This window comes from Proteus penneri, from assembly GCF_022369495.1.
In the GTDB taxonomy this organism is placed as follows: Bacteria; Pseudomonadota; Gammaproteobacteria; order Enterobacterales; family Enterobacteriaceae; genus Proteus; species Proteus penneri.
In genome coordinates this window covers 3647304-3672268 of the sequence record NZ_CP059690.1, presented here as the reverse complement: position 1 = coordinate 3672268, position 24965 = coordinate 3647304, and the positions used below count along the sequence as shown (strand labels likewise).

Genomic DNA, 24965 nt, shown 5'->3' with positions numbered 1-24965 from the left:
TTAAATATCTTAAACGCAAAAAAGCCAACCCATTGGGTTGGCTTTCTCGTCTTATTTAATGCCTGGCAGTTCCCTACTCTCACATGGGGAGACCCCACACTACCATCGGCGCTACAACGTTTCACTTCTGAGTTCGGCATGGGATCAGGTGGGACCGTTGCGCTATGGCCGCCAAGCAAATTCTGTATTTATAACTGTCTGTTTATGCAGCTATAATAATTTTTTATTGGTGCTGATACCCAGATTCGAACTGGGGACCTCACCCTTACCAAGGGTGTGCTCTACCAACTGAGCCATATCAGCACTAGTGGCTTATTGTCACCGGCTGACACAGCCTAAATTTAATGCCTGGCAGTTCCCTACTCTCACATGGGGAGACCCCACACTACCATCGGCGCTACAACGTTTCACTTCTGAGTTCGGCATGGGATCAGGTGGGACCGTTGCGCTATGGCCGCCAAGCAAATTCTGTATTACTACTCGTTACTTCGATTTTTCGTCATAACCAGCAATATTCAATCTTAAACAAGCTTACTTCATTAATCTTTGTCTCTCAGACAAAACACCTTCGGTGTTGTCAGGTTAAGCCTCACGGTTCATTAGTACTGGTTAGCTCAACGTATCGCTACGCTTACACACCCAGCCTATCAACGTCTTAGTCTTAAACGTTCCTTTAGGTCACTCAAGGTGACAGGGAAGACTCATCTTGAGGCAAGTTTCCCGCTTAGATGCTTTCAGCGGTTATCTCTTCCGCACTTAGCTACCGGGCAATGCCATTGGCATGACAACCCGAACACCAGTGGTGCGTTCACTCCGGTCCTCTCGTACTAGGAGCAACCCCTCTCAATCTTCCAACGCCCACGGCAGATAGGGACCGAACTGTCTCACGACGTTCTAAACCCAGCTCGCGTACCACTTTAAATGGCGAACAGCCATACCCTTGGGACCTACTTCAGCCCCAGGATGTGATGAGCCGACATCGAGGTGCCAAACACCGCCGTCGATATGAACTCTTGGGCGGTATCAGCCTGTTATCCCCGGAGTACCTTTTATCCGTTGAGCGATGGCCCTTCCATTCAGAACCACCGGATCACTAAGACCTACTTTCGTACCTGCTCGAGCCGTCACTCTCACAGTCAAGCTGGCTTATGCCTTTGCACTAACCGCATGATGTCCGACCATGCTTAGCCAACCTTCGTGCTCCTCCGTTACTCTTTAGGAGGAGACCGCCCCAGTCAAACTACCCACCAGACACGGTCCCCGACCCAGATTATGGGCCTAGGTTAGAACATCAAACGTTAAAGGGTGGTATTTCAAGGTTGACTCCATGCAGACTGGCGTCCACACTTCATAGTCTCCCACCTATCCTACACATCAAGGCTCAATGTTCAGTGTCAAGCTATAGTAAAGGTTCACGGGGTCTTTCCGTCTTGCCGCGGGTACACTGCATCTTCACAGCGAGTTCAATTTCACTGAGTCTCGGGTGGAGACAGCCTGGCCATCATTACGCCATTCGTGCAGGTCGGAACTTACCCGACAAGGAATTTCGCTACCTTAGGACCGTTATAGTTACGGCCGCCGTTTACTGGGGCTTCGATCAAGAGCTTCTCCTAAGGATAACCCCATCAATTAACCTTCCAGCACCGGGCAGGCGTCACACCGTATACGTCCACTTTCGTGTTTGCACAGTGCTGTGTTTTTAATAAACAGTTGCAGCCAGCTGGTATCTTCGACTGGCTTCGGCTCCGTCCGCGAGGACTTCACTTACCGCCAGCGTGCCTTCTCCCGAAGTTACGGCACCATTTTGCCTAGTTCCTTCACCCGAGTTCTCTCAAGCGCCTGAGTATTCTCTACCTGACCACCTGTGTCGGTTTGGGGTACGATTGTTGGTAACCTGAAGCTTAGAGGCTTTTCCTGGAAGCAGGGCATCAATTGCTTCACCACCTTAGTGGCTCGTCATCACACCTCAGCATTAAGTGACCGGATTTGCCTAGTCACTCTGCCTACATGCTTGAACCGGGACGACCGTCGCCCGGACAACCTAGCCTTCTCCGTTCCCCCATCGCAGTTACCACCAGTACGGGAATATTAACCCGTTTCCCATCGACTACGCTTTTCAGCCTCGCCTTAGGGTCGACTCACCCTGCCCCGATTAACGTTGGACAGGAACCCTTGGTCTTCCGGCGTGCGGGTTTTCACCCGCATTATCGTTACTTATGTCAGCATTCGCACTTCTGATACCTCCAGCATACCTCACAGTACACCTTCGCAGGCTTACAGAACGCTCCCCTACCCAACGAACGTATCCTTAAATTCGCTTAATCTCGCTTTCGCCTCGACTTTAATGGACGCATTGACGTCACTTCGTTCCGTCAATCGGTTCATCACAAACAAATTTAAGTGATACGTTCGCTGCCGCAGCTTCGGTGCATGGTTTAGCCCCGTTACATCTTCCGCGCGGGCCGACTCGACCAGTGAGCTATTACGCTTTCTTTAAATGATGGCTGCTTCTAAGCCAACATCCTGGCTGTCTGAGCCTTCCCACTTCGTTTCCCACTTAACCATGACTTTGGGACCTTAGCTGGCGGTCTGGGTTGTTTCCCTCTTCACGACGGACGTTAGCACCCGCCGTGTGTCTCCCGTGATAACATTCTTCGGTATTCGCAGTTTGCATCGAGTTGGTAAGTCGGGATGACCCCCTAGTCGAAACAGTGCTCTACCCCCGAAGATGAGTTCACGAGGCGCTACCTAAATAGCTTTCGGGGAGAACCAGCTATCTCCCGGTTTGATTGGCCTTTCACCCCATCCCAAGTCATCCGCTAATTTTTCAACATTAGTCGGTTCGGTCCTCCAGTTAGTGTTACCCAACCTTCAACCTGCCCATGGATAGATCACCGGGTTTCGGGTCTATACCCTGCAACTCATTCGCCCAGTTAAGACTCGGTTTCCCTACGGCTCCCCTATACGGTTAACCTTGCTACAGAATATAAGTCGCTGACCCATTATACAAAAGGTACGCAGTCACCCCATCCTCAAATGTCCCGCTTGCTTTTACTGTCAAACTGGCGCGATTTTTTAACTTCCGTTGCTCGTGTACTTCTATGTACACTGCGCGACGGCTTGAAAAAATCACCCCATTTTGTAGGTAAACGCTGCGCTGTTTTCGAGTGGTTTTGCCAATCACTCAGTGCGAGGCACTTGAGTGATGGGGCTCCTACTGCTTGTACGTACACGGTTTCAGGTTCTTTTTCACTCCCCTCGCCGGGGTTCTTTTCGCCTTTCCCTCACGGTACTGGTTCACTATCGGTCAATCAGGAGTATTTAGCCTTGGAGGATGGTCCCCCCATATTCAGACAGGATAACACGTGTCCCGCCCTACTCGTCGAGTTCACAATAACAGCATCTTCGGATACGGGGCTATCACCCTTTACTGCCGGACTTTCCAGACCGTTCTCCTGATGCTGCTATTGATTAAGACTCTGGGCTGTTCCCCGTTCGCTCGCCGCTACTAGGGGAATCTCGGTTGATTTCTTTTCCTCGGGGTACTGAGATGTTTCAGTTCTCCCGGTTCGCTTCCTAACACTATGTATTCATGTCAGGATAATATCCATTGGATATTGGGTTTCCCCATTCGGAAATCGTCGGGTATAACGGTTCATATCACCTTACCGACGCTTATCGCAGATTAGCACGTCCTTCATCGCCTCTGATTGCCTAGGCATCCACCGTGTACGCTTATTCGCTTAACCTCACAACCCGAAGGTGTCTTTTCTTGAAGACATCTGGGTGGTGATGGCTGCGCAGATTACATTTCGTTGTTGGGCAGTGCTCGCCATGCTCACATACTTATGTATGTTGCGCTGGCTGTGCGCTGGCCGCCTCGAACTGTAAATTGCTCGCTCATCCCACTTTGATGTCGAAAAACACATTCAAAGTTTGAGATTTTGAGAGACTCATCAATATACCTCGGTGATATATTGATTTGTTTTCAATTTTTCAGCTTGTTCCAGATTGTTAAAGAGCATAATAGGTAAAATAACTCATCGAATTATCTTAACTATTCCCTGATTTGCATCAGACTATAGTGTGGTACGCCTTTCACTCATACCGCGCAATTGGCGTCCCCTAGGGGATTCGAACCCCTGTTACCGCCGTGAAAGGGCGGTGTCCTAGGCCTCTAGACGAAGGGGACTTCAGTCAGCTTCGCAGACGCGCTTTTGCTCGTTCTTCATCAGACAATCTGTGTGAGCACTTCACATAACACGTATCTCTTAGGTAAGGAGGTGATCCAACCGCAGGTTCCCCTACGGTTACCTTGTTACGACTTCACCCCAGTCATGAATCACAAAGTGGTAAGCGCCCTCCCGAAGGTTAAGCTACCTACTTCTTTTGCAACCCACTCCCATGGTGTGACGGGCGGTGTGTACAAGGCCCGGGAACGTATTCACCGTAGCATTCTGATCTACGATTACTAGCGATTCCGACTTCATGGAGTCGAGTTGCAGACTCCAATCCGGACTACGACAGACTTTATGAGTTCCGCTTGCTCTCGCGAGGTCGCTTCTCTTTGTATCTGCCATTGTAGCACGTGTGTAGCCCTACTCGTAAGGGCCATGATGACTTGACGTCATCCCCACCTTCCTCCGGTTTATCACCGGCAGTCTCCTTTGAGTTCCCGCCATCACGCGCTGGCAACAAAGGATAAGGGTTGCGCTCGTTGCGGGACTTAACCCAACATTTCACAACACGAGCTGACGACAGCCATGCAGCACCTGTCTCAGCGTTCCCGAAGGCACTCCTCTATCTCTAAAGGATCCGCTGGATGTCAAGAGTAGGTAAGGTTCTTCGCGTTGCATCGAATTAAACCACATGCTCCACCGCTTGTGCGGGCCCCCGTCAATTCATTTGAGTTTTAACCTTGCGGCCGTACTCCCCAGGCGGTCGATTTAACGCGTTAGCTCCAGAAGCCACGGTTCAAGACCACAACCTCTAAATCGACATCGTTTACAGCGTGGACTACCAGGGTATCTAATCCTGTTTGCTCCCCACGCTTTCGCACCTGAGCGTCAGTCTTTGTCCAGGGGGCCGCCTTCGCCACCGGTATTCCTCCACATCTCTACGCATTTCACCGCTACACATGGAATTCTACCCCCCTCTACAAGACTCTAGCCAACCAGTTTCAGATGCAATTCCCAAGTTAAGCTCGGGGCTTTCACATCTGACTTAATTGACCGCCTGCGTGCGCTTTACGCCCAGTAATTCCGATTAACGCTTGCACCCTCCGTATTACCGCGGCTGCTGGCACGGAGTTAGCCGGTGCTTCTTCTGCGGGTAACGTCAATTGATAAAGGTATTAACTTTATCACCTTCCTCCCCGCTGAAAGTACTTTACAACCCTAAGGCCTTCTTCATACACGCGGCATGGCTGCATCAGGCTTGCGCCCATTGTGCAATATTCCCCACTGCTGCCTCCCGTAGGAGTCTGGGCCGTGTCTCAGTCCCAGTGTGGCTGATCATCCTCTCAGACCAGCTGAGATCGTCGCCTAGGTGAGCCTTTACCTCACCTACTAGCTAATCCCATATGGGTTCATCCGATAGCGCAAGGTCCGAAGAGCCCCTGCTTTGGTCCGTAGACGTCATGCGGTATTAGCCACCGTTTCCAGTAGTTATCCCCCTCTATCGGGCAGATCCCCATACATTACTCACCCGTCCGCCGCTCGTCAGCAAGAAAGCAAGCTTTCCTCTGTTACCGCTCGACTTGCATGTGTTAGGCCTGCCGCCAGCGTTCAATCTGAGCCATGATCAAACTCTTCAATTAAAAGTGTTTGATGCTCAAAGAAATCGAAAACTTAGCTATTCATAAATGAATTTACTTTTGTTGTTCACTCTTCAAGACTTGATACATCTAATATTTTAGAAGATATCGTCTCTGCGAGTGCCCACACAGATTGTCTGATAATTTGTTAAAGAGCAGTGCAACCTTCGCTGCCGTTTCCGGTCTTCTGCGTTGTTGCGAGGAGGTGCATTCTACATCTTCCTCATTCAGTGTCAAGCGTTTATTTTCAAGGCTTTTCACTTTATTTTTTTGTCCTCTTGGCTAACTCACTTAGCGTGATTTGCCGTGACAACGAGGGCGCATTATAGGGAGTTTTGTGAAGCTGGCAACACTTTTTTTTAGTTTTTTAACCGACCGTTGAATTTTCCACCAAATTGCACTTAAAGCGCTAGTTTTCTGAGCGATTCAAAGCCAAAACCCGCTAAAACAGGTTTTAATAATTCGCTATTCTCATCTTCTTTTAAGCAATAAGCGAAGCTAATTTCATTTGAACCTTTTATTTTCGCTTGATTTACGACCAACCACGCAGTTCTTCGTGCAATTGCAGCACCAGAATCGATAATTCGTGTGCCATCAGGTAAAACAGAAAGAAGTTCATCAGCTAATAAAGGGAAATGAGTACAGCCTAATACGACTGTATCTGGTGGCTCTTTCATTTTTAGCCAAGGTGTAAGAATTTTACGAAGCGCATCTAGAGAAACTTCCTCGCCATGAAGTTTCCTTTCTGCTAGTTCCACCAGCTCGGCTGAACCTAAAGAATGAACTTTGCAATCAGTTGCAAAGCGTTCTATCAGTTCATGGGTATAAGGGCGTTTAACTGTTGCTCTCGTCGCTAATAATCCAACGACCCCATTACAGGTTAATTTAGCGGCAGGCTTAATAGCAGGTACAACTCCCACAATAGGAATATCAGTAAACTTTGCACGTAAAGCAGGAAGGCTTACCGTACTAGCAGTATTACAGGCAATAACAATTGCCGCGAGAAAGTGCTTCTCAGCCACCGCGCTAACTATTCGAACAACACGGTCAATAATGAATTCTTGTGATTTCTCACCATAAGGGAAAGCTTCATTATCGAAAACATAGATATAGTGAGCATCCGGTAATTTTTCACGGATCTCACGGTAAACAGATAAACCGCCAACCCCTGAATCAAAAATCAATACAGTAGGGTTAGCGGTAGATAGTGCATCAGAAGTTGTAGCTTCCTGTGAGGAAGTATTCACGTCCTGGCGTGCGATAGCCATAAGCTGTCTCATAATCTTTATCAAACAGGTTGGCTATTCTACCACGAATTGAGAGATGTGATGTAATAGGATATGACGCAGTTAAATCCCAAATACTCACACCGCCTAGAGAAATAGGTTTTGATGAATAAGTTGAAGGATCATACTCTTTATCAGTACGTTGACCGATATATTGGTAAGTTACCCCCATATCTAATTTTTCGACTTGCCAATCAAGCTGATATTTCACTTGCTGACGAGCTCGACGATCAAGACGTTGGTGCGTTTCTTTATTTCTTGCATCTATATATTGGTAATTAAAGGTGTGATGGAAAATCCACGTATCCATTTCACCCGTAAATTCGACGCCTTTAATTAAAGCTTCTCCAATATTATAATTTTTCCATCCTTGCTTAGAATCAGCTTCAATTAAATTAGTAATATTATTTCTATATGCAGTCAAACGCCACTCTAAAGGTCCTGTTACGCCTTCAAAGCCCCCCTCCCACTGTTTACTCTTTTCGGGTTGTAAGTTTGGATTACTTCCCCATTCACTATAAAGTTGCATCAGTGTCGGTGCTTTAAATGCTGTACCATAACCACCAATCACACGATAGCCCTCAACGAACTCCCACGCTAAATTAGATTGCCACGTAGTATGCCAATTGTATTCAGAATGATGATCAGAACGTACCGATGCTTCAGCAATCACATTGCCTAACTTTTGCTGTCCAGTTAGATATAAGCCTGTATTATCGAAATGTTCTTTATTAGGGAATCCATTAGAACCTTCTTTAACAGATTGACGTTGCCAATCCACTCCACCACCTACACTACCATTGCCTAATAAAAGGTGATTGCCCCACTGCACATTATATTGTTCAGAGTTGGTAAACCGGCTGCCTTTACCATAGCGACCTTGATGTGGATCGTAATCATAGTCTTTGGTGTAGTTATAACTGGTATTTAAAGAAGAAGAGTAGTTATCACGATGAAATTGCATACCTGCATCATAGGTGCGGCTAAACAGTGCGCGAGTATCAACAATAATAGTATTATCGTTATAATCTGGTTCAGCATCATAAGCGGTACGATTATCAAAACCATAAGCCCTTGCAAATAAAGAAACGTTATCATTTATATCGTGATTAACGCCTAACCATAGTGACTTATTCATAAAACCATCACGATCAGGTTGAGGATGCCCGCCTGTATTACCTCTCGCTTCTATATCGTAGCCTTTGGTATAGAGATAACTACCTGCCGCCGTTAGTGTTGTTTTATCACCGATTTTTTGTTTTACAGAGCCATCATATTCTTGATAACCATGAGAACCCATTGTGGCATTGAGTGTTCCTCCTTCTGTTTTTCTTTCTGTGAGGATATTAATCACACCACCAATTGCATCTGAACCATAAACAGAAGAACGAGGCCCTCTTATATATTCAATGCGTTGAACAAGAGAAAGCGGAATTTGGCTAATATCAGAACTACCAGACACATTAGCCTGATTTAAACGTACACCATCCACTAAAATAAGCACGTGGTTTGAATTTGTACCTCTGACAAATATTGAGCTTTGTTGCCCTATTCCACCATTTTTCCCCACATCAATACCGGGCATTCTGCGTAATACATCAATAACACTATTACTCTGCCAACGATCAATCTGTTCACGTTCAACAACGGTGATAGGTGCTAAAATAGAAGAGTTCGGCTCTTGAAAGCGGTTTGCTGTCACACTTAATGTATCGCTGTTATTCGCAAACGCACTAAAACTCCCCACCATTACACTCAACGCTATATTTGAAATAAGAAAAACTTTTTTATTATTCATGAAAATCTGCATCCAACAGAATAAGTAGCAGGATGCCGCCAAAATTAAATAAAACGCGTATTTAATTTAAGATGCGACAGGTCTTCGGCAGGTCTTCGGACTCTAGGTTAAATAAACAATTTTGTGTATTTAAGATAATGACTTCCCACTGTACTTATTAAGGTACTTTGTAGTGTCTTTTATTATCCTTGATCCTATTACCGCTGCGCGTCAGTTCTGGCTTTGCACCAGATTCCCTTTTCACTCCTATTAGGAGACCGAACAGCTATGCTACGATTTCAACTCCACTGAGTCCAGAAATTGAACATGAAGAATACTGGACATCTTCATGAGGATCTCTACAATTTCGCTCGCTTAACTTTATTACTGCCAAAAAAAGGCGAGATACCATGCAGAATTCATTACCAACGCAAACATATCAGTCTCAACTGAATGAAAAAACACAACGTCTACAAACGATGATGGCTCCTTTTAATGCGCCTGAAGCAGAGGTTTTTTCATCACCAGAACAGCATTATCGTATGCGTGCGGAATTCCGTATCTGGCATGAAGACGATTCTCTCTATCATATTATGTTTGACCAAGAGACTAAGCAGCGTATTCGTGTTGACCAATTTCCGGTTGCTAGCCAGCTTATTAATAAAATGATGGTTGTCTTGTTGGCAGAAATAAAAGATAAACCAACACTCAGAAAGAAACTATTTCAGATTGATTATCTTTCTACGTTGAGTAATAAAATTATTGTTTCTTTGCTGTATCACAAGAAAATTGATGAAACTTGGCAACAAGAAGCACAAGCATTACGCCAGATCTTAATTGCTCAAGGCTTTGATGTGCAGTTAATCGGTCGTGCATATAAAACAAAAATTATGCTCGATAACGATTTTATTGATGAAGTGTTACCTGTCGCAGGTAAAGAGATGATTTATCGCCAAGTTGAAAATAGCTTCACGCAACCTAATGCTCAGGTCAATATTAAAATGTTGGAATGGGCATTAAAGGCAACAGAAAACGCGAAAGGTGATCTGCTTGAGTTGTATTGTGGTAATGGCAACTTTTCATTAGCACTCGCGCGTAATTTCGATCGCGTACTGGCAACAGAAATCGCAAAACCTTCTGTTTATGCCGCGCAATATAATATTGCAATGAACCATATTGATAATGTGAAAATTATTCGCATGTCTGCGGAAGATTTTACACAAGCAATGAATGGGGTAAGAGAATTTAAACGTCTAGAAGGGATTGATTTAAAAGATTACCAATGTGAAACCATTTTTGTCGATCCACCTCGTAGTGGTTTAGATGAGAAAACTGTAGAACTGGTTAAAACTTACCCTAGCATTTTATACATTTCTTGTAACCCAGAAACATTGTGCCAAAATTTAGAAACCCTAACAAAAACACATAAAATCAGTAAATTAGCTTTATTTGATCAATTTCCATATACCCATCATATGGAATGTGGTGTGTTATTAGAAAAAAGATAACTGCTTATTTCTCTTCTTAGAGTAAAAAATCCTTTAATAACGCGAATAAAAACAAAAACACCAGCAAGATAACTTGCTGGTGTCAAAATTTCGCTGTGTTTACAACAAATAGATAAGTACAGACTAGTACTGTTCTGCTTGTGATGCTCTCTCAGCTTCTTCTGCCTGTATACGTAAACGTTGACGATGTTTGAACTGACGATAAATCCATAACGCAACGATAACAATACAAACTGAAGAGAAGAAGTTTGAACCCCATTCAGGGTTAACGGTTCTGGTGTAAGCGTTATAACCGAAGAAGCCTAATAAAAAGAATGAAAAAATCAACTTAGGCATTCCATCAGTCATAGGTTGATTTAAATAGCGCTGATATAAACAGTAAACTGCCAAGATTAAACTGACGAGTGGGAAAACCGACCACGTTTCAATCAACGGGTTAAAAAAGCTTGAATATGTACCATGTAAAGCGACACCAATGACTGCGGCAAGTAATAGCGTGCTTTTTTCACAGCGATTTTGTTCCATCATTTGTCTCCTTTCTGATGCGTTTTTTTCTTTATCTCTGGGTTATCTTGTTGAGGTATTTGCGTTTCTTGCTCACGTCGATACCAATAATAGGCACCTTTAGCAATCATTCGCAGCTGTATAACTAATCTTTCTTCTAATTGTTGACGCTTTTCAATATCGATATCCAGTGCTTCTGCGCCTGCACTAAATACAATAGTGACCATTGCTTCAGATTGCATTTCTGTAAAATAACGTGGCATATGACTCTCTTGCTCAAGATAGTCTGCCAGTTCTGCAATAAAATGTTGGATCTCTCGTGCGACTGCGGCACGAAATTCCGCCGAAGTCCCAGAACGCTCACGTAATAATAATCGAAACGCATTAGGATTATTGCCAATGAATTCCATAAAAGTGGCTACTGATGTTCTAATAACGCTACCACCTTTCGCAATACGTTGACGTGCTTGTCGCATCAGTTGGCGTAACATCAATCCACTTTCATCAACCATTGTCAGCCCAAGTTCATCCACATCTTTAAAATGGCGATAAAATGAGGTAGGCGCAATACCTGCCTCTCTAGCGACTTCTCGTAAACTTAAACTGGTAAAACTACGCTCGGCACTGAGTTGGCTAAAAGCTGCTTCAATTAAAGAGCGACGGGTTTTTTCTTTTTGTTTAGCTCTGATGCCAATATTATTACTCACAGAAATCCTGATAATCCTAATTTGGTTTATGCTCAATATATCAAACTTTGTTAAAAAAGCAGTGCGTACAATCATCTCTCAAGACACATTCTCATAAAAACTCAACAAAGTGTGACTAATGCCCTTAATGTCAATTGGGCTATTATTCATTCTAATGTTAATATACCGTTGTCGGTTTGTATAAAACAGGTCTCTTCCTATGCAACATTCTCATTTCGATGCCATTGTTATCGGTTCAGGTCCTGGCGGTGAAGGCGCGGCCATGGGGCTTGTTAAACAAGGAAAACGCGTCGCAGTTATAGAACGTTATAACAAAGTTGGTGGTGGCTGTACGCATTGGGGTACCATTCCCTCCAAAGCCCTACGCCATGCAGTAAGTCGCATTATCGAGTTTAATCAAAACCCACTTTATAGCGACCAATCTCGTCTTATTAACTCCTCTTTTTCTCAAATACTTCGTCAAGCCAGCACCGTGATTAGTCAGCAGACTAAAATGCGTCAAGGTTTTTACGAGCGTAATAATTGTACGATGTATTCGGGTGAAGCCGCATTTATTGACGAACACCGGGTCAGCGTGCGTTATCCTGATGGTACTTGCGATATTCTTTCGGCTGATAACTTTATTATTGCAACAGGCTCTCGCCCTTATTGCCCGCCAGATGTCGATTTTTCTCATTCTCGTATTTATAACAGTGACACTATTCTCGATTTAGAGCATGAGCCTCACCATGTCATTATTTATGGCGCAGGTGTCATTGGTTGTGAATATGCCTCTATCTTTAGAGGATTAAGAGTAAAAGTAGATTTAATCAATACTCGTGATCACCTATTGTCTTTCCTTGATCAAGAGATGTCTGATGCACTTTCTTATCACTTCTGGAATAACGGCATTGTTATTCGTCATAATGAAGAATACGAAAGCATTGAAGGTGTCGATGATGGTGTTATTGTTCACCTAAAATCAGGTAAAAAAGTCAAAGCAGATTGTCTACTTTATGCGAATGGCCGAACAGGAAATACAGACACTCTAGGCTTAGAAAACGTCGGTATTAAAACAGATAGTCGTGGGCTCGTTTCTGTTAATGCCCACTACCAAACCAGTTGTGAACACATTTATGCCGTAGGTGATGTTATTGGTTATCCAAGCCTAGCTTCAGCCGCTTATGATCAAGGCCGAATTGCGGCTTTAGCAATCACAACCGGAAAATCAGAAACACATTTAATTGAAGATATTCCAACGGGGATCTACACCATTCCTGAAATTAGTTCTGTTGGTAAAACAGAGCAACAACTCACTGCAATGAAAATCCCTTATGAAGTGGGTCGAGCTCAATTTAAACATCTGGCAAGAGCACAAATAGCAGGTATGAATGTGGGGAGTTTGAAAATTCTCTTCCACCGTGAAACCAAGCAGATTTTAGGTATTCACTGTTTCGGTGAGCGTGCGGCTGAAATTATTCATATCGGCCAAGCAATTATGGAGCAAAAAGGTGAAGGTAATACTATCGAGTATTTCGTTAATACCACCTTCAACTATCCAACAATGGCAGAAGCCTATCGTGTTGCGGCGCTTAATGGTTTAAACCGCTTATTTTAATGCGTTTTGTTTTTCTGCATAAAATGCGGTCATATGTTCACGGATTGTCTCTGCTAATTGTTCATAACGATTACGCAAAGGCGATCCGGGACGATAAACCAAAATAATAGAACGTGATGGATTTGGATCGGTACATTCTAAGTAACACACTCCATCACGTTTTTGTTCTTGAGGTACGGATAAATCAGGTAATAAGGTTATTCCACTACCAGCAGCGACCATATTACGTAATGTCTCTAAGCTCGTTGCTCTAAAATGAGTATCTTCTTTTGCGCCAGCTTGGAAACAGAACCCTAACGCTTGATCGCGTAAACAGTGTCCATCTTCTAACATTAATAAACGTTGACCCGCTAAGTCACCCATCGGCACAGAGCTACGTTCATGCCATGGATGTCCTTCATAAATCGCTAATTTCATTGGCTCTTCAAATAAAGGCACTTCAATAAACGGTGCACTCTCTTTAACCATTGCTAAAATTGCACAATCGAGTTTTCCACTATCTAATTGAGCTAATAAGCTATGAGTTTGTGCTTCATGAAGGTACATCTCTAACTTAGGGTAGTTTTTATGTAATTCAGGAATGATGTGGGGCAATAAATAAGGGCCAACAGTAGGGATAAGCCCAATATGTAAAGGTCCCGCCATACTTTCGCCTTGCAATGAAGCCATTTCTTGTAGCACTTTTACTTCACGTAAAACAGTTTTCGCTTGATCCACCAGCAATAAGCCTTGTTGGGTAAACAAAACCTTACGGCTCGTTCTTTCAAGTAACATTACACCGAGTTCATCTTCAAGTTTACGAATTTGACCACTTAATGTTGGCTGGCTCACATGGCAAGAATCTGCCGCCCGACGAAAATGTTTATGCTCAGCTAGAGCCACCAGATATTCCAAGTCACGGATATTCATTGCAGATCCCACATTTATTGCTGATAGTTAATGTCTATAGATAATATAGTAACTGATAAATTTTTCTATCAGTCGAATGTTATTCTGTCTCTCTTTTTCGATATTATCGGCAATTTAAAATAAAAAAACAGAGTGAAGTTCACCCTGTTCTTTTTTAATAACAGTAAGTTGTCTTAAATAAACTCTTTTCTTATTTATCTATATTTAAAACTTCTTTGGCTTTTGCTATCGCATAAGCAACCTGTTTTTGAGAAACACCCCCTTTTGCAAGACGTTTATCTAAACATGATTGAAGCGATAAAATATCGTACACATCAATCATAATTTTACTGTTAAACATCTGTAATTCAGAAAGCGGAAGCTCTTCAATCGCTTTACCTTGCTCAAGGGCGCAAACAACCACTTCACCCACAATATGGTGAGCTTCACGAAATGGCACGCCTTTAGCAACAAGATAATCTGCCAGTTCAGTCGCGTTGGCATAACCTTGTTTAGCGGCTTCTTCACAGCGAGGACGACGGATTTGAATGCCATCAAGAACTAATGTTGCCATATGCAAGCAATCAGACCATGTATCAATAGCATCAAATAACCCTTCTTTATCTTCTTGCATATCTTTATTGTAAGCCAAAGGCAAACCTTTTAAGGTCATCATCATGCCCGTTAATGCACCTTGAACACGTCCACATTTCCCACGAATAAGTTCAAGTGCATCTGGATTTTTCTTTTGAGGCATTAATGATGAGCCAGAGGTCACTTTGTCTGATAATTCAATAAAGCCCGCTTCACCACTATTAAAGAAAATAAGATCTTCTGCAAAACGAGATAAATGTACCATCCCAATAGATGCGCAAGATAATAGCTCCAAGACATGATCACGGTCGGATACACTGTCTAAACTATTGTTAGTTGCACTCGCAAAACCTAACCATTCCGCTAATTGTTCACGATCGATACCGTAAGCTGTACCCGCTAATGCACCGCATCCTAGTGGACTGATATCCAAACGTTTCAAAGCATCGGCTAAACGGCTTTCATCTCTAGCTAACATTTCATTGTAGGCTAAACACCAGTGTGCGAATGTTACTGGTTGAGCACGTTGTAAATGGGTATAACCCGGCATCACCGCATTTTGATTTTTTTCTGCGGTAATAACTAACGCTTTTTGTAACTCAACAATCGCTTGGCGAAGATGAATAACTTCTTCTTTACACCATAATTTTAAATCTGTTGCGACCTGATCATTACGACTACGCCCCGTATGTAATTTTTTACCTAAATCACCCACTTTGGCAATGAGCTTACTTTCAACCCAACTATGGATATCTTCTGCATCACTTTGCAAAATAGACTGCGGGTTTGCCGTTACTTCTTCTGATAATTCATTTAAAGCTTGCTCAAGTTGAACTTGTTCATCTTGTGATAACACACCAACGGTGACTAACGCTTTAGACCAAGCTACTGAGCCAAAGATATCCTGTTGTGCCAGTCGAAAATCAAACCGCAGTGAATCATTGAATTGTTTAAACCGTTGATCAGCTTCCTGACTAAAACGTCCACCCCAGAGTGCCATAATCGCTTCCTGTATCTATTCTGTGTAATAAAAAAGAGTGAGAGTGATGCTTGTTAGCACCACTCTATTGCCTTACGTTATTTTTTGCTCAGTGCACGAATACGTGATGGCAGAGAATATAAACGGATAAAACCTTCAGCATGACTGTGATCGTAAACTTCATCTTCACCAAAGGTTGCAAATTCCTCAGAGTACAGGCTATTTTCTGACTTTTTCTGAATGGCATTCACATGGCCTTTATAAAGCTCTAAAACCACTTCGCCATTCACATCTTGTGCCAGCGATTCTGCAGCCGCTTGTAGTGAAGCACGGATTGGCGTAAACCAACGACCGTCATAAGCCACATACGACATCTCTAAACCCAGTTGTTGACGCCATTTAAACGCATCTCTATCAAGAACAAGTTGCTCAACACCACGCAGGGCTGCCATCATGATAGTGCCCCCTGGAGTTTCATAGCAGCCACGAGATTTCATTCCCACTAAACGGTTTTCAACAATATCAATACGTCCAATACCGTGCTTAACACCTAATGTATTTAATGCATCTAAACACTCAAAAGGTGATTGTGTTTTACCGTTTACCGCGACAACTTCACCCGCTTTAACTGTAACAGTGACTAATTCTGGTGTTTCTGGCGCTTTCTTAGGATCAACAGTCCATGCCCAACAATCTTCATTTGATGCATTCCATGGGCTTTCTAATACACCACCTTCCGTTGAGATATGCCATGCATTTTCATCACGGCTATAAATTTTCTCAAGTGTCGCAGTAGTAGGAATATTACGGACTTTCAGATAATCCAGCAGTGCTTCACGAGAACGTAAATTCCACTCTCTCCAAGGCGCAACCACTTTCAGCTGTGGAGCAAGTGCCGCATAAGTGCTTTCAAAACGAACCTGATCGTTACCTTTACCTGTTGCACCATGAGCAACAGCGTCAGCACCTAATTTTAATGCCAACTCTACTTGAGCTTTAGCAATAACAGGACGTGCCATTGAGGTACCTAATAAGTAGCTACCTTCATATAAAGCACCTGTTTTTAATACAGGGTAAACGTAATCTTTGATAAATTCTTCACGTAAATCGACGATATGACACTCGCAAGCACCTGATGCCAATGCTTTTTGTTCTACACCCACTAAATCATCACGGCTTTGACCGACATCCGCCACAAAAGCGACAACTTCACAGTTATCGTAATGCTCTTTTAACCAAGGAATGATCGCCGAAGTATCTAATCCGCCTGAGTACGCTAGTACGATTTTCTTAATACCTTTAGTCATAGTGATAACCTTCAATTCCCAATTTGTTTAAATTCTGCCAACTATCAAATAGCAATAAGATTTCTAGAGTGATTTTTTAAGCTAAAATACGGGTTCCGACTGCAACACCATTAAACAGTGCCGTCAGTTTTTCAGCATGGCGCCAACTTGCGATTTCAACAGGTCTACCAAGTGTTTTAGCCGCATCTAACGCTGCGTTTACTTTCACTACCATGCCGTCAGTGATGATACCTTGGTCAATTAATGTCTGTGCTTTTTCGGCTGACATCTCTGCAATCTTCTGACCTTTGCCATCTAAAATGCCACTGACATCGGAAAGCAGGACTAAATCAGCGCCTAATGTTTCAGCAATAGCGGTTGCGGCTTGATCAGCATTCACATTCATCAGCTCACCTTTTTCAGTCATACCGATAGAACTAATAATTGGTAGATAGCCCGCACCTAATAATAAATTGAGTAAATCAGGAAAGCCGGGAGTTGCATTTCCTACATGGCCTAACTCTTCATTGATTTGAGTGACTTTTGCTAATTGCCCATCACCCAAAGAAAGTCCCACCCCATTAAGCCCAAACTGAGTTGCCCACGATAACAAGGTCTTATTAGCACTTCCGGCCAGTGCTCCTGTGATGATATCTATCTGATCTGCAGGTGTGACACGCAGGCCTTGCTTTTTCACGACAGGTAATTGCAATTTACCCATCAATTCATCCACCAAACAGCCACCACCATGTACGATGACTAAAGGACGAGAATGCGTTGAGCGATATTGTTGTAATGCGGTGAAAAACCGTGTTAACGCTTCTTCGTTATCAAGAAGCACACCACCCAGTTTGATAATTAATGGTTCCATGAAACTTCCCTACTCATTATTTAAATAAGTGATTCGGTTTCAGCGAAACCAAACCGAATATTCATACATTGCACTGCTTGTGCAGCAGCCCCTTTCAATAAGTTATCTTCAACACCGACTACAATCAGATGTTCACCTTGTTGAGCAAACCCAATATCACAAAATGCAGTTCCTACCACGGCTTTTAATGCAGGTAATCCTTTGTCATAAACACGCACTAATGGCTTGTCTTGATAAGCATCATCAAAGACTTGTCTGACATTCTCTTGTGTCACGCCAGCTTTTAACTTACAGGTGATAGTGGCTAAGATCCCTCTGGCAAAATTGCCTAAGTGAGGGGTAAAAATCACATCAATACCCAGATGTGTTGCAATTTCGGGTTGATGACGATGAGTAAACACGCCATAAGGTTGCAAACTCACCTCACAAAAACTGCTGGTTAAAGAGGCTTTTCTACCTGCACCACTTACACCGCTGGTGGCATTAATGACTGGCCATTGCGCGGTATCTAACAGCCCCGCTTCCACTAAGGGTTTTAATGACAACTGAGAAACTGTTGGATAACAGCCTGGCACAGCAATTAATTGCGCCTGACTGATAATGTCAGCATTCCATTCAGCTAATCCATAAACTGCCTGTGATAACCAATCAGTATTCTTATGTTCAAATCCATAGTATTGTTGATAAAAATGCTTGTTTTGTACTCGATAGGCACCCGATAAGTCGAACACCACACAACCTTGCTCTAAAAAAATCGGGGCAATGTCATGGCTGACTTCATGGGCTGTTGCTAAAAAAACGATATCAATATTTTCAGCCGCTTTCACAACATCAACCATTGGCTCTAAAGGGAGATCCACTAAGCCACGATATTGAGGATGAAGTTCAGAAAAGCACTTTCCTGCATCTGCACTTTGAGCTGATACCATCAGTCTGCTCAAATTCACATGAGGATGCTGCTGAAGATAGGCGGCTAATTCAGCGCCAGTGTAACCACTTGCTCCTACAATCAGAGTATTTAACATGTCATTCTTACCTTGTACTATGAACACAAACCGATTAATGTATTTTTATTCAAAAAAAGTGCATGAATATTGATACTATTATGAAGAAAGGCTGTCAACAGTGAATATTAAATTACCTACATTTATTGAGATTTATCGTCAATTAATTGCAACGCCCTCTATCAGTGCTACAGATGCTAAGAACGATCAAAGCAACGAATCACTGATTAATTTGCTTGCTAATTGGTTGGAAACATTAGGTTTTTCAATTGAAATTCAACCTGTACCTGAAACTCGAGGAAAATTTAACCTTTTAGCAACATTAGGAACAGGCAAAGGCGGGTTATTACTTTGTGGCCACACTGACACAGTGCCGTTTGATGAAGGTCGTTGGACACAAGATCCTTTTACACTGACAGAGAAAGAAAATAAGTTATACGGCTTAGGCACTGCGGATATGAAAGGCTTTTTTGCCTTTATTCTTGATGCATTGCGGGATGTCGATACTAAAACGTTAACTCATCCTCTTTATATTCTTGCTACCGCAGATGAAGAAACCTCTATGGCAGGGGCACGTTATTTTGCCGCTCATACCGCAATCCGCCCTGATTTTGCCATTATTGGCGAACCAACATCCCTAAAACCTATTCGTGCTCATAAAGGGCATTTATCGAATGCGATACGCATTACGGGACAATCAGGACATTCTAGCGATCCAGAAAAAGGTGTGAACGCGATTGAGCTAATGCATGAATCCATTACTCACCTGAGTACACTGCGCGATACGCTAAAAACGCGCTATAACAACCCTGCATTTGTAATCCCTTATCCCACCATGAACTTTGGTTATATTAATGGCGGTGATGCAGCAAATCGGATTTGTGCTTGCTGTGAATTACATATGGATATTCGCCCATTACCTGGACTTACATTGCAAGATTTAGATGATTTACTACACGAAACGTTAGCGCCCGTAAAAGCACGTTGGCCGGGGCGTTTAAGTGTTGAAGCGCTACATGATCCTATTCCCGGTTATGAGTGCCCCACCGATCATAAAATGGTCGCCGTAATCGAAAAACTATTAGGTGAGAAAGCGCAAACGGTGAATTACTGTACTGAAGCGCCGTTTATTCAAGATCTCTGCCCTACCTTAGTTTTGGGCCCAGGTTCTATTGAACAAGCCCACCAGCCTGATGAATTTATTGATATGGCATTTATTGAACCAACTCGTGAATTAATGGGGCAACTAATTGAAAACTTCTGTTTAGCAGAGAAAGCGCAATAATAAAAAACCCTATCGTCTTATGTTGATAGGGTTTGATCTATTTATCTACTATTTATACTTTAAATAAAACGATTAACGTAACCAATTGGTTTTGGCTAGTTGAACGATTTCATCGCCACGACCATTAATAATCGCTTTCATCATATACAAACTAAAGCCTTTAGCCTGTTCAAATTTAATTTCAGGAGGCATAGAAAGCTCTTGTTTTGCGGTTACCACATCCACAATTACAGGGCCATCATGTTCAAAGGCTTCTTTAAGTGCATGATCCAGATCTTCACCGTTTTCAACGCGAATACCCTTGATACCAGATGCATTAGCAATAGCAGCAAAATCTGGGTTATGCAAATCTGTGCCATCCGTTAAATAACCACCAGCTTTCATCTCCATCGCCACAAAACCTAATACGCTGTTATTAAAAATAATTACTTTCACTGGCAAATTCATTTGCGCTAACGAGATAAAATCCCCCATTAACATGGTAAATCCACCATCACCACACATTGCCACAACTTGACGTTTTCTATCTAACGATTGTGCACCAATGGCTTGAGCCATCGCATTTGCCATAGAGCCGTGATTAAAAGAGCCCAGTAAACGACGTTTTCCATTCATCCCAACATAACGGGCGGCCCATACTGTTGGTGTTCCGACATCACAGGTAAAAATGGCATCATCATTTGCCAGTTCACTTAATCGGCGTGCCAAGTATTGTGGGTGAATAAGCTCACGCTCACTAGGTTGTGCAAGTGCATCCAGATCTTGCCGTGCTTTGGCATAATGTTTTAAGGAAGCATCAAGATGAGCTGTGTCTGTTTTTTCTTTTAAACGAGGTTGTATCGCATTCAGAGTGGCTTTAATATCGCCAACCATCGCCATATCAACATGACAATGCGAACCAATACTACTTGGATTAATGTCGATTTGGATAATGTTGGCTTTTGATGGATAAAATGCACGATAAGGGAATTGCGTACCTAATAGCACTAACGTATCAGCATTTTCCATCGCATGATAACCCGATGAAAAACCAATTAATCCTGTCATGCCCACGCTATAGGGGTTATTCCACTCAATGTATTCTTTCCCTCGCAATGCATGTACAACAGGCGCTTTTAATGTTTGAGCCAGTTTAATCACTTCATCACGAGCTTGAGCACATCCAGCACCACACATTAAGGTGATATTTTTTCCATTATTCAATGCATCAGATAATTTTTCGATTTCGAAACGATTTGGCATGATGAGTGGAGACTGCAACGGATACCAGTTTTCATGCGCATCTTCTGGAGCTGGTTTTAGTGCAACATCTCCCGGTAAAACAACAACTGAGACCCCTTTTTTTAAAATAGCGGTTCGCATTGCAATAGCAAGCACTTGAGGGATCTGCTCTGGATTTGAGACTAATTCACAATAATGGCTACATTCGCGAAAAAGTTCTTGCGGATGTGTTTCTTGAAAATAATTACTACCAATTTCAGCAGAAGGAATATGTGCAGCAATGGCTAACACAGGAACATGATTACGATGGCAATCAAAAAGCCCATTGATAAGATGTAAATTTCCCGGCCCACAAGAGCCTGCGCAAACCGCTAATTGGCCATTAACTGCCGCCTCTGCTCCTGCAGCAAAAGCAGCAACTTCTTCATGGCGAGTTCCCATCCACTCAATCGTTCCCATCTTTCGCAAACTATCACTTAATCCATTGAGAGAATCTCCTGTCACGCCCCAAATACGTTTTACACCTGCATTATGGAGTACTTTAGCAATATAGGTTGCAACTGTTTGCTTACTCATGGTGATGTTTTTCCTCAGTTTTGGGTGAATTGTGCCTCTCTGCGAGCTACATTTATTTCCTTCCCATATTCTATCTCTCTTCCTCACCAGCTTGCAGAGAAAATAATCTTACTAACTCAAATATAAAGAATAACACCAATCGTTATAATGTCACTGTGAAGATAAGATCCGCCCTTAAAAATACAAAGAATAAAATATCACTTTCAAATACATTCATTAAATTTATAATAACCGCACCAAATAAGAATATATCTCATTAATAACGTATTATTATTTACTAAAGTGTAGACAAAATTTTATTATAGGATTATTTTAATAATTAAAATAATTTTTAATTATTATTTTTCTCATTACATCTTTATTAACAATTAAGCTGACTCATTTCAGCCTTACTCACTGTCTTTATTAAAAAATTTAACTTTCCTCTATTTGTTAATAAATTTATTACCATTGCATTATTTCATGCTCCATGAAAAAGAGGTATGAAATAAACATGACATTGGTCACGCTACCTTTTGCTTTTTGTCCTCTAGAATAAAGCCTGATTATTTTTCAACGGAGATTAACGGATGGACAAAAGTAGAAGTCCGATAAAGGTTTTCTTTATTAGTATTCTGGCAGTCCTTTTCTTAATTTTTATTTCACAATATGTCATTGGTAAAAAAGAAATTAAGATTGGCATTGCGGTAATACCTATTTTACCAATGTTATTTGCTGTAATTATTGGTATGTGTATATCTGCTGGATTTACCCGTAAAAAAATTAAAGTATGGGGTAAATTATTTACAGAAAAAGAAGAAGGCTTCTGCGGTAAAATGGTAGGTTTCAGCCTACTTATTTTAGGTACACAATATGCAGGAATGATTGTTCCTAATATTAAAATGATTTTAAGTGTCGGTATTCCTTTATTTGTTCAGGAACTCGGAAACTTATTACCTGTATTAATTGCAGTTCCATTAGCGATTAAATTTGGATTTGGTCGTCGTGCAATTGGTGCTTGTTCGTCTATTAGCCGTGAACCTTCTATTGCTGTAATTCAAGGTAAATTTGGTACAGGCTCACAAGAATATATTGGCGTATTAGCCATCTATTTATGTGGTTCTGTTATCGGTACTTTGTGGTTTAGCGTATTAGGTAGTATTGCGCCATTAACCGGATTACACCCACTTGCACTTGCTGCAGGCTCTGGCGTGGGTTCTGGTTCCATGTTAAGTGCTGCATCAGGTGCGTTAATTAATGGTCTTGATGAAACATTAGCACAGCAAGTATTAAGTGTTGCCGCTGCATCTAACTTATTATCATCAGCACTTGGCGCACTGTCATTAACCTATTTAGGTTTACCTCTTTCAGAAAAAATTTATAAAATTTTCACCAGAGGCAAAACTGCATGAAAAATATAATTATTGATATGAAATTTGTATTCGTTGCTATTTTACTGGCAATGTTTACTCAGACGTTAACATCAGGGATCGCTCTTTATGCAATGTGGGATAGCTTTATTGCTATGTCATTAGTGGTATTTATTTCACTCGTTGCAAAACATTATTTACCTTCATCTTTACCAACATTTGCTTATGCAACAATTATTGGGATACTTATTTGTTTACCCGAAACACCAGTAAGAGATTTCTTTATTAGTTCTATTGGTAAAGTCTCTTTCTTATCTTGTTGTGTGCCTTTATTAGCATTTGCTGGTTTATCTGTTGGTGGTCAATTAGAAGAACTTAAGAAAATGTCATGGAAAGTTATTCTTATTTTCATGATTGTTTCAACTTGTTGTTTCTTTGGAGCATCAATCGTCGCGCAAATTGGATTTACGATCCAGGGAGTTATCTAATGAATAATATTTATAATGTCAGTGAAAAACTCTTTCAATTAAATGACTTTAGTAAAAAAACACGACAAGACTTGCACAAAATACCTGAGTTATCAGGTGAAGAATATAAGACATCAAAGTATTGCCGTGAATTAATGGAAAGTTTTGGTTATCAAATTAAAACTTTTGATGGGTATACTGGTTTCACAGCAGACTTAATTGTTAATGCTGAATTTCCATTAATTGCTATCCGTGCTGATATGGACGGATTAGAAATGCCAGACTTAACGAATAATGAACATAGTTCAGTTCACCAAGGTTGTGCACATAACTGTGGTCACGATACTCATATGACCATGGCATTAACCAGTGCCAAGTATCTTGCCGAAAATAAAGAAGAGATGAGCGCGAACGTTCGCTTTATTTTCCAAATGGCTGAAGAAGATATGCGTGTACCTGGCGCTGAAAAAATGGTTGAACTCGGTTGCATGGAAGGCGTTGATGAAACTTATGCACTCCATAACGATGCCGCCATTGAAACGGGTTGTGTTCGCTTTAATGATGGTGTGATGTCATCTTATGGCTCTGCATGGACATTAGATGTTTATGGCGTTTCTGCACATGGTTCAACACCACACAAAGGCTTAGATGCCATTCGTGAAGCCACTCGCTTAATTGATTATATGGATTATGTTGTTGCGAAAAAGACAGATCCATTTAGCCCAGCAGTCTTTGGTTGTGGCATGATCAATGGGGGAACAATCCCTAATGCATTAGCTGATCACGTACAAGCTCGCGGTACGATCCGTTCTATGGATGAAAATACCGACCAAGTACTAAAAGCGAGTTTTGATGAAATTGTGGCTCGTAGTACAGCGGGTGGATTTAAAACCACATTAAGCTATAGCGGATACCCTGCAGTTGTCAATCATCCAACTGCACATCAGCATTTATTAGATGCAATGCGTAAATTCTTACCTGAAGAGAATATTGAATCAAACGGTAAGCCAATGACAGGCAGTGAAGACTTTAGCTATATGGTTAATGCCACAAAAGGTAAAGTCGGTGCCATGTTCTTCTTAGGAAGTGGTAATCAAGCGAAAGGTATTAATAATTACCTTCACGCAAATCCTTATTTTGTCGATGATGATTGTTTACTAGTCGGTGCTCAGATTTTTGTTAATATTCTGACTCGTTAAACTCTTATTATTCTGCCTTAAGCCCGTTATTGCCCCCGCAAAAAACGGGCTT

The 24965-nt window shown here is 42.1% G+C and carries 16 protein-coding genes, 2 tRNA genes, 4 rRNA genes and 1 riboswitch; of the genes, 6 read left to right on the top strand and 16 right to left on the bottom strand.

Features of this window, described 5'->3' with window-relative positions:
* Window positions 1-60 precede the first annotated feature (60 nt).
* The 8 genes from rrf (H1225_RS16505) to btuB all read right to left on the bottom strand — a co-directional run bounded on the left by rrf (H1225_RS16505) (window position 61) and on the right by btuB (window position 8899).
* Window positions 61-176 (bottom strand): 5S ribosomal RNA (gene rrf / locus H1225_RS16505).
* Between the two features lie 51 nt (window positions 177-227).
* A tRNA-Thr gene (locus tag H1225_RS16500) sits at window positions 228-303 on the bottom strand.
* Between the two features lie 43 nt (window positions 304-346).
* Window positions 347-462 (bottom strand): 5S ribosomal RNA (rrf, locus tag H1225_RS16495).
* Between the two features lie 116 nt (window positions 463-578).
* Window positions 579-3749: ribosomal RNA gene (locus H1225_RS16490) — 23S ribosomal RNA — on the bottom strand.
* A gap of 367 nt (window positions 3750-4116) precedes the next feature.
* A tRNA-Glu gene (locus H1225_RS16485) sits at window positions 4117-4192 on the bottom strand.
* Between the two features lie 84 nt (window positions 4193-4276).
* Window positions 4277-5818: ribosomal RNA gene (locus H1225_RS16480) — 16S ribosomal RNA — on the bottom strand.
* The 16S, 23S and 5S rRNA genes sit together here with 2 tRNA genes alongside, the layout of an rRNA operon.
* A gap of 398 nt (window positions 5819-6216) precedes the next feature.
* A complete protein-coding gene (murI, locus tag H1225_RS16475) occupies window positions 6217-7083 on the bottom strand; it encodes a glutamate racemase (RefSeq protein WP_109398886.1) in 867 nt (288 codons plus the stop codon).
* The gene (gene btuB, locus H1225_RS16470; RefSeq protein ID WP_109398887.1) at window positions 7028-8899 is read right to left on the bottom strand and encodes a TonB-dependent vitamin B12 receptor BtuB; all 1872 of its coding nucleotides are present in this window, start codon (window positions 8897-8899) and stop codon (window positions 7028-7030) included. Before btuB ends, murI begins: the two co-directional genes overlap by 56 nt.
* Before the next feature lie 69 nt (window positions 8900-8968).
* Window positions 8969-9176, bottom strand: a riboswitch (cobalamin riboswitch).
* Between the two features lie 112 nt (window positions 9177-9288).
* On the opposite strand from btuB, the gene trmA reads away from it, so the two are divergent.
* A complete protein-coding gene (trmA, locus tag H1225_RS16465) occupies window positions 9289-10386 on the top strand; it encodes a tRNA (uridine(54)-C5)-methyltransferase TrmA (RefSeq protein WP_161669410.1) in 1098 nt (365 codons plus the stop codon).
* Between the two features lie 123 nt (window positions 10387-10509).
* Here the strand turns inward: trmA and H1225_RS16460 are convergent, their stop codons facing one another.
* The gene (locus H1225_RS16460) at window positions 10510-10911 is read right to left on the bottom strand and encodes a YijD family membrane protein (RefSeq protein WP_072064632.1); all 402 of its coding nucleotides are present in this window, start codon (window positions 10909-10911) and stop codon (window positions 10510-10512) included.
* On the bottom strand, window positions 10911-11597 hold the full coding sequence (gene fabR / locus H1225_RS16455; protein WP_072064633.1) for an HTH-type transcriptional repressor FabR: 687 nt from the start codon (window positions 11595-11597) through the stop codon (window positions 10911-10913). Before fabR ends, H1225_RS16460 begins: the two co-directional genes overlap by 1 nt.
* Window positions 11598-11796: 199 nt before the next feature.
* Between fabR and sthA the strand changes: the two genes are divergently transcribed.
* Window positions 11797-13194 carry a Si-specific NAD(P)(+) transhydrogenase gene (gene sthA, locus H1225_RS16450; protein WP_072064634.1) on the top strand — a complete coding sequence of 466 codons (1398 nt, stop codon included), beginning with the start codon at window positions 11797-11799 and terminating at the stop codon, window positions 13192-13194.
* Here sthA and oxyR read toward each other — a convergent pair.
* From oxyR to argC, 5 genes are all read right to left on the bottom strand, one after another.
* Window positions 13186-14103, bottom strand: a complete 918-nt coding sequence (gene oxyR, locus H1225_RS16445) for a DNA-binding transcriptional regulator OxyR (protein WP_072064635.1) — start codon at window positions 14101-14103, stop codon at window positions 13186-13188. The two genes, sthA and oxyR, sit on opposite strands and share 9 nt — an antisense overlap.
* 190 nt (window positions 14104-14293) lie before the next feature.
* Window positions 14294-15676, bottom strand: a complete 1383-nt coding sequence (argH, locus tag H1225_RS16440) for an argininosuccinate lyase (RefSeq protein ID WP_239739304.1) — start codon at window positions 15674-15676, stop codon at window positions 14294-14296.
* Window positions 15677-15753: 77 nt separating this feature from the next.
* Window positions 15754-16962, bottom strand: coding sequence for an argininosuccinate synthase (locus H1225_RS16435; RefSeq protein ID WP_115065022.1), 1209 nt, complete (start codon window positions 16960-16962; stop codon window positions 15754-15756).
* A gap of 76 nt (window positions 16963-17038) precedes the next feature.
* Window positions 17039-17812, bottom strand: coding sequence for an acetylglutamate kinase (gene argB / locus H1225_RS16430; RefSeq protein ID WP_161669408.1), 774 nt, complete (start codon window positions 17810-17812; stop codon window positions 17039-17041).
* 20 nt (window positions 17813-17832) lie between these two features.
* Entirely contained in the window at window positions 17833-18837 is a 1005-nt protein-coding gene (argC, locus tag H1225_RS16425; protein ID WP_072064639.1) for an N-acetyl-gamma-glutamyl-phosphate reductase, read from the bottom strand.
* Between the two features lie 100 nt (window positions 18838-18937).
* On the opposite strand from argC, the gene argE reads away from it, so the two are divergent.
* Window positions 18938-20101, top strand: coding sequence for an acetylornithine deacetylase (gene argE / locus H1225_RS16420; protein ID WP_072064640.1), 1164 nt, complete (start codon window positions 18938-18940; stop codon window positions 20099-20101).
* Between the two features lie 72 nt (window positions 20102-20173).
* On the opposite strand, the gene poxB is transcribed toward argE, so the two are convergent.
* The gene (gene poxB / locus H1225_RS16415; protein ID WP_109848275.1) at window positions 20174-21898 is read right to left on the bottom strand and encodes a ubiquinone-dependent pyruvate dehydrogenase; all 1725 of its coding nucleotides are present in this window, start codon (window positions 21896-21898) and stop codon (window positions 20174-20176) included.
* 569 nt (window positions 21899-22467) lie between these two features.
* Here poxB and H1225_RS16410 point away from each other — a divergent pair.
* From H1225_RS16410 to H1225_RS16400, 3 genes are read left to right on the top strand one after another with little or no spacing between them, the layout of a single operon-like run.
* On the top strand, window positions 22468-23289 hold the full coding sequence (locus H1225_RS16410) for a DUF3100 domain-containing protein (RefSeq protein ID WP_006534123.1): 822 nt from the start codon (window positions 22468-22470) through the stop codon (window positions 23287-23289).
* Entirely contained in the window at window positions 23286-23735 is a 450-nt protein-coding gene (locus tag H1225_RS16405) for a hypothetical protein (RefSeq protein WP_006534124.1), read from the top strand. Before H1225_RS16410 ends, H1225_RS16405 begins: the two co-directional genes overlap by 4 nt.
* Entirely contained in the window at window positions 23735-24913 is a 1179-nt protein-coding gene (locus tag H1225_RS16400; protein ID WP_006534125.1) for a M20 metallopeptidase family protein, read from the top strand. Before H1225_RS16405 ends, H1225_RS16400 begins: the two co-directional genes overlap by 1 nt.
* Window positions 24914-24965: the final 52 nt, after the last annotated feature.

Bases quoted from the DNA above. Each gene is read 5' to 3' on its own strand.
- trmA (WP_161669410.1), top strand. From the start codon at position 9,289: ATGCAGAATTCATTACCAACGCAAACATATCAGTCTCAACTGAATGAA.
- H1225_RS16410 (WP_006534123.1), top strand. From the start codon at position 22,468: ATGGACAAAAGTAGAAGTCCGATAAAGGTTTTCTTTATTAGTATTCTG.
- btuB (WP_109398887.1), bottom strand. From the start codon at position 8,899: ATGAATAATAAAAAAGTTTTTCTTATTTCAAATATAGCGTTGAGTGTA.
- oxyR (WP_072064635.1), bottom strand. From the start codon at position 14,103: ATGAATATCCGTGACTTGGAATATCTGGTGGCTCTAGCTGAGCATAAA.
- H1225_RS16435 (WP_115065022.1), bottom strand. From the start codon at position 16,962: ATGACTAAAGGTATTAAGAAAATCGTACTAGCGTACTCAGGCGGATTA.
- argC (WP_072064639.1), bottom strand. From the start codon at position 18,837: ATGTTAAATACTCTGATTGTAGGAGCAAGTGGTTACACTGGCGCTGAA.
- poxB (WP_109848275.1), bottom strand. From the start codon at position 21,898: ATGAGTAAGCAAACAGTTGCAACCTATATTGCTAAAGTACTCCATAAT.
- sthA (WP_072064634.1), top strand. From the start codon at position 11,797: ATGCAACATTCTCATTTCGATGCCATTGTTATCGGTTCAGGTCCTGGC.
- argH (WP_239739304.1), bottom strand. From the start codon at position 15,676: ATGGCACTCTGGGGTGGACGTTTTAGTCAGGAAGCTGATCAACGGTTT.
- H1225_RS16460 (WP_072064632.1), bottom strand. From the start codon at position 10,911: ATGGAACAAAATCGCTGTGAAAAAAGCACGCTATTACTTGCCGCAGTC.
- argB (WP_161669408.1), bottom strand. From the start codon at position 17,812: ATGGAACCATTAATTATCAAACTGGGTGGTGTGCTTCTTGATAACGAA.
- H1225_RS16400 (WP_006534125.1), top strand. From the start codon at position 23,735: ATGAATAATATTTATAATGTCAGTGAAAAACTCTTTCAATTAAATGAC.
- H1225_RS16405 (WP_006534124.1), top strand. From the start codon at position 23,286: ATGAAAAATATAATTATTGATATGAAATTTGTATTCGTTGCTATTTTA.
- murI (WP_109398886.1), bottom strand. From the start codon at position 7,083: ATGGCTATCGCACGCCAGGACGTGAATACTTCCTCACAGGAAGCTACA.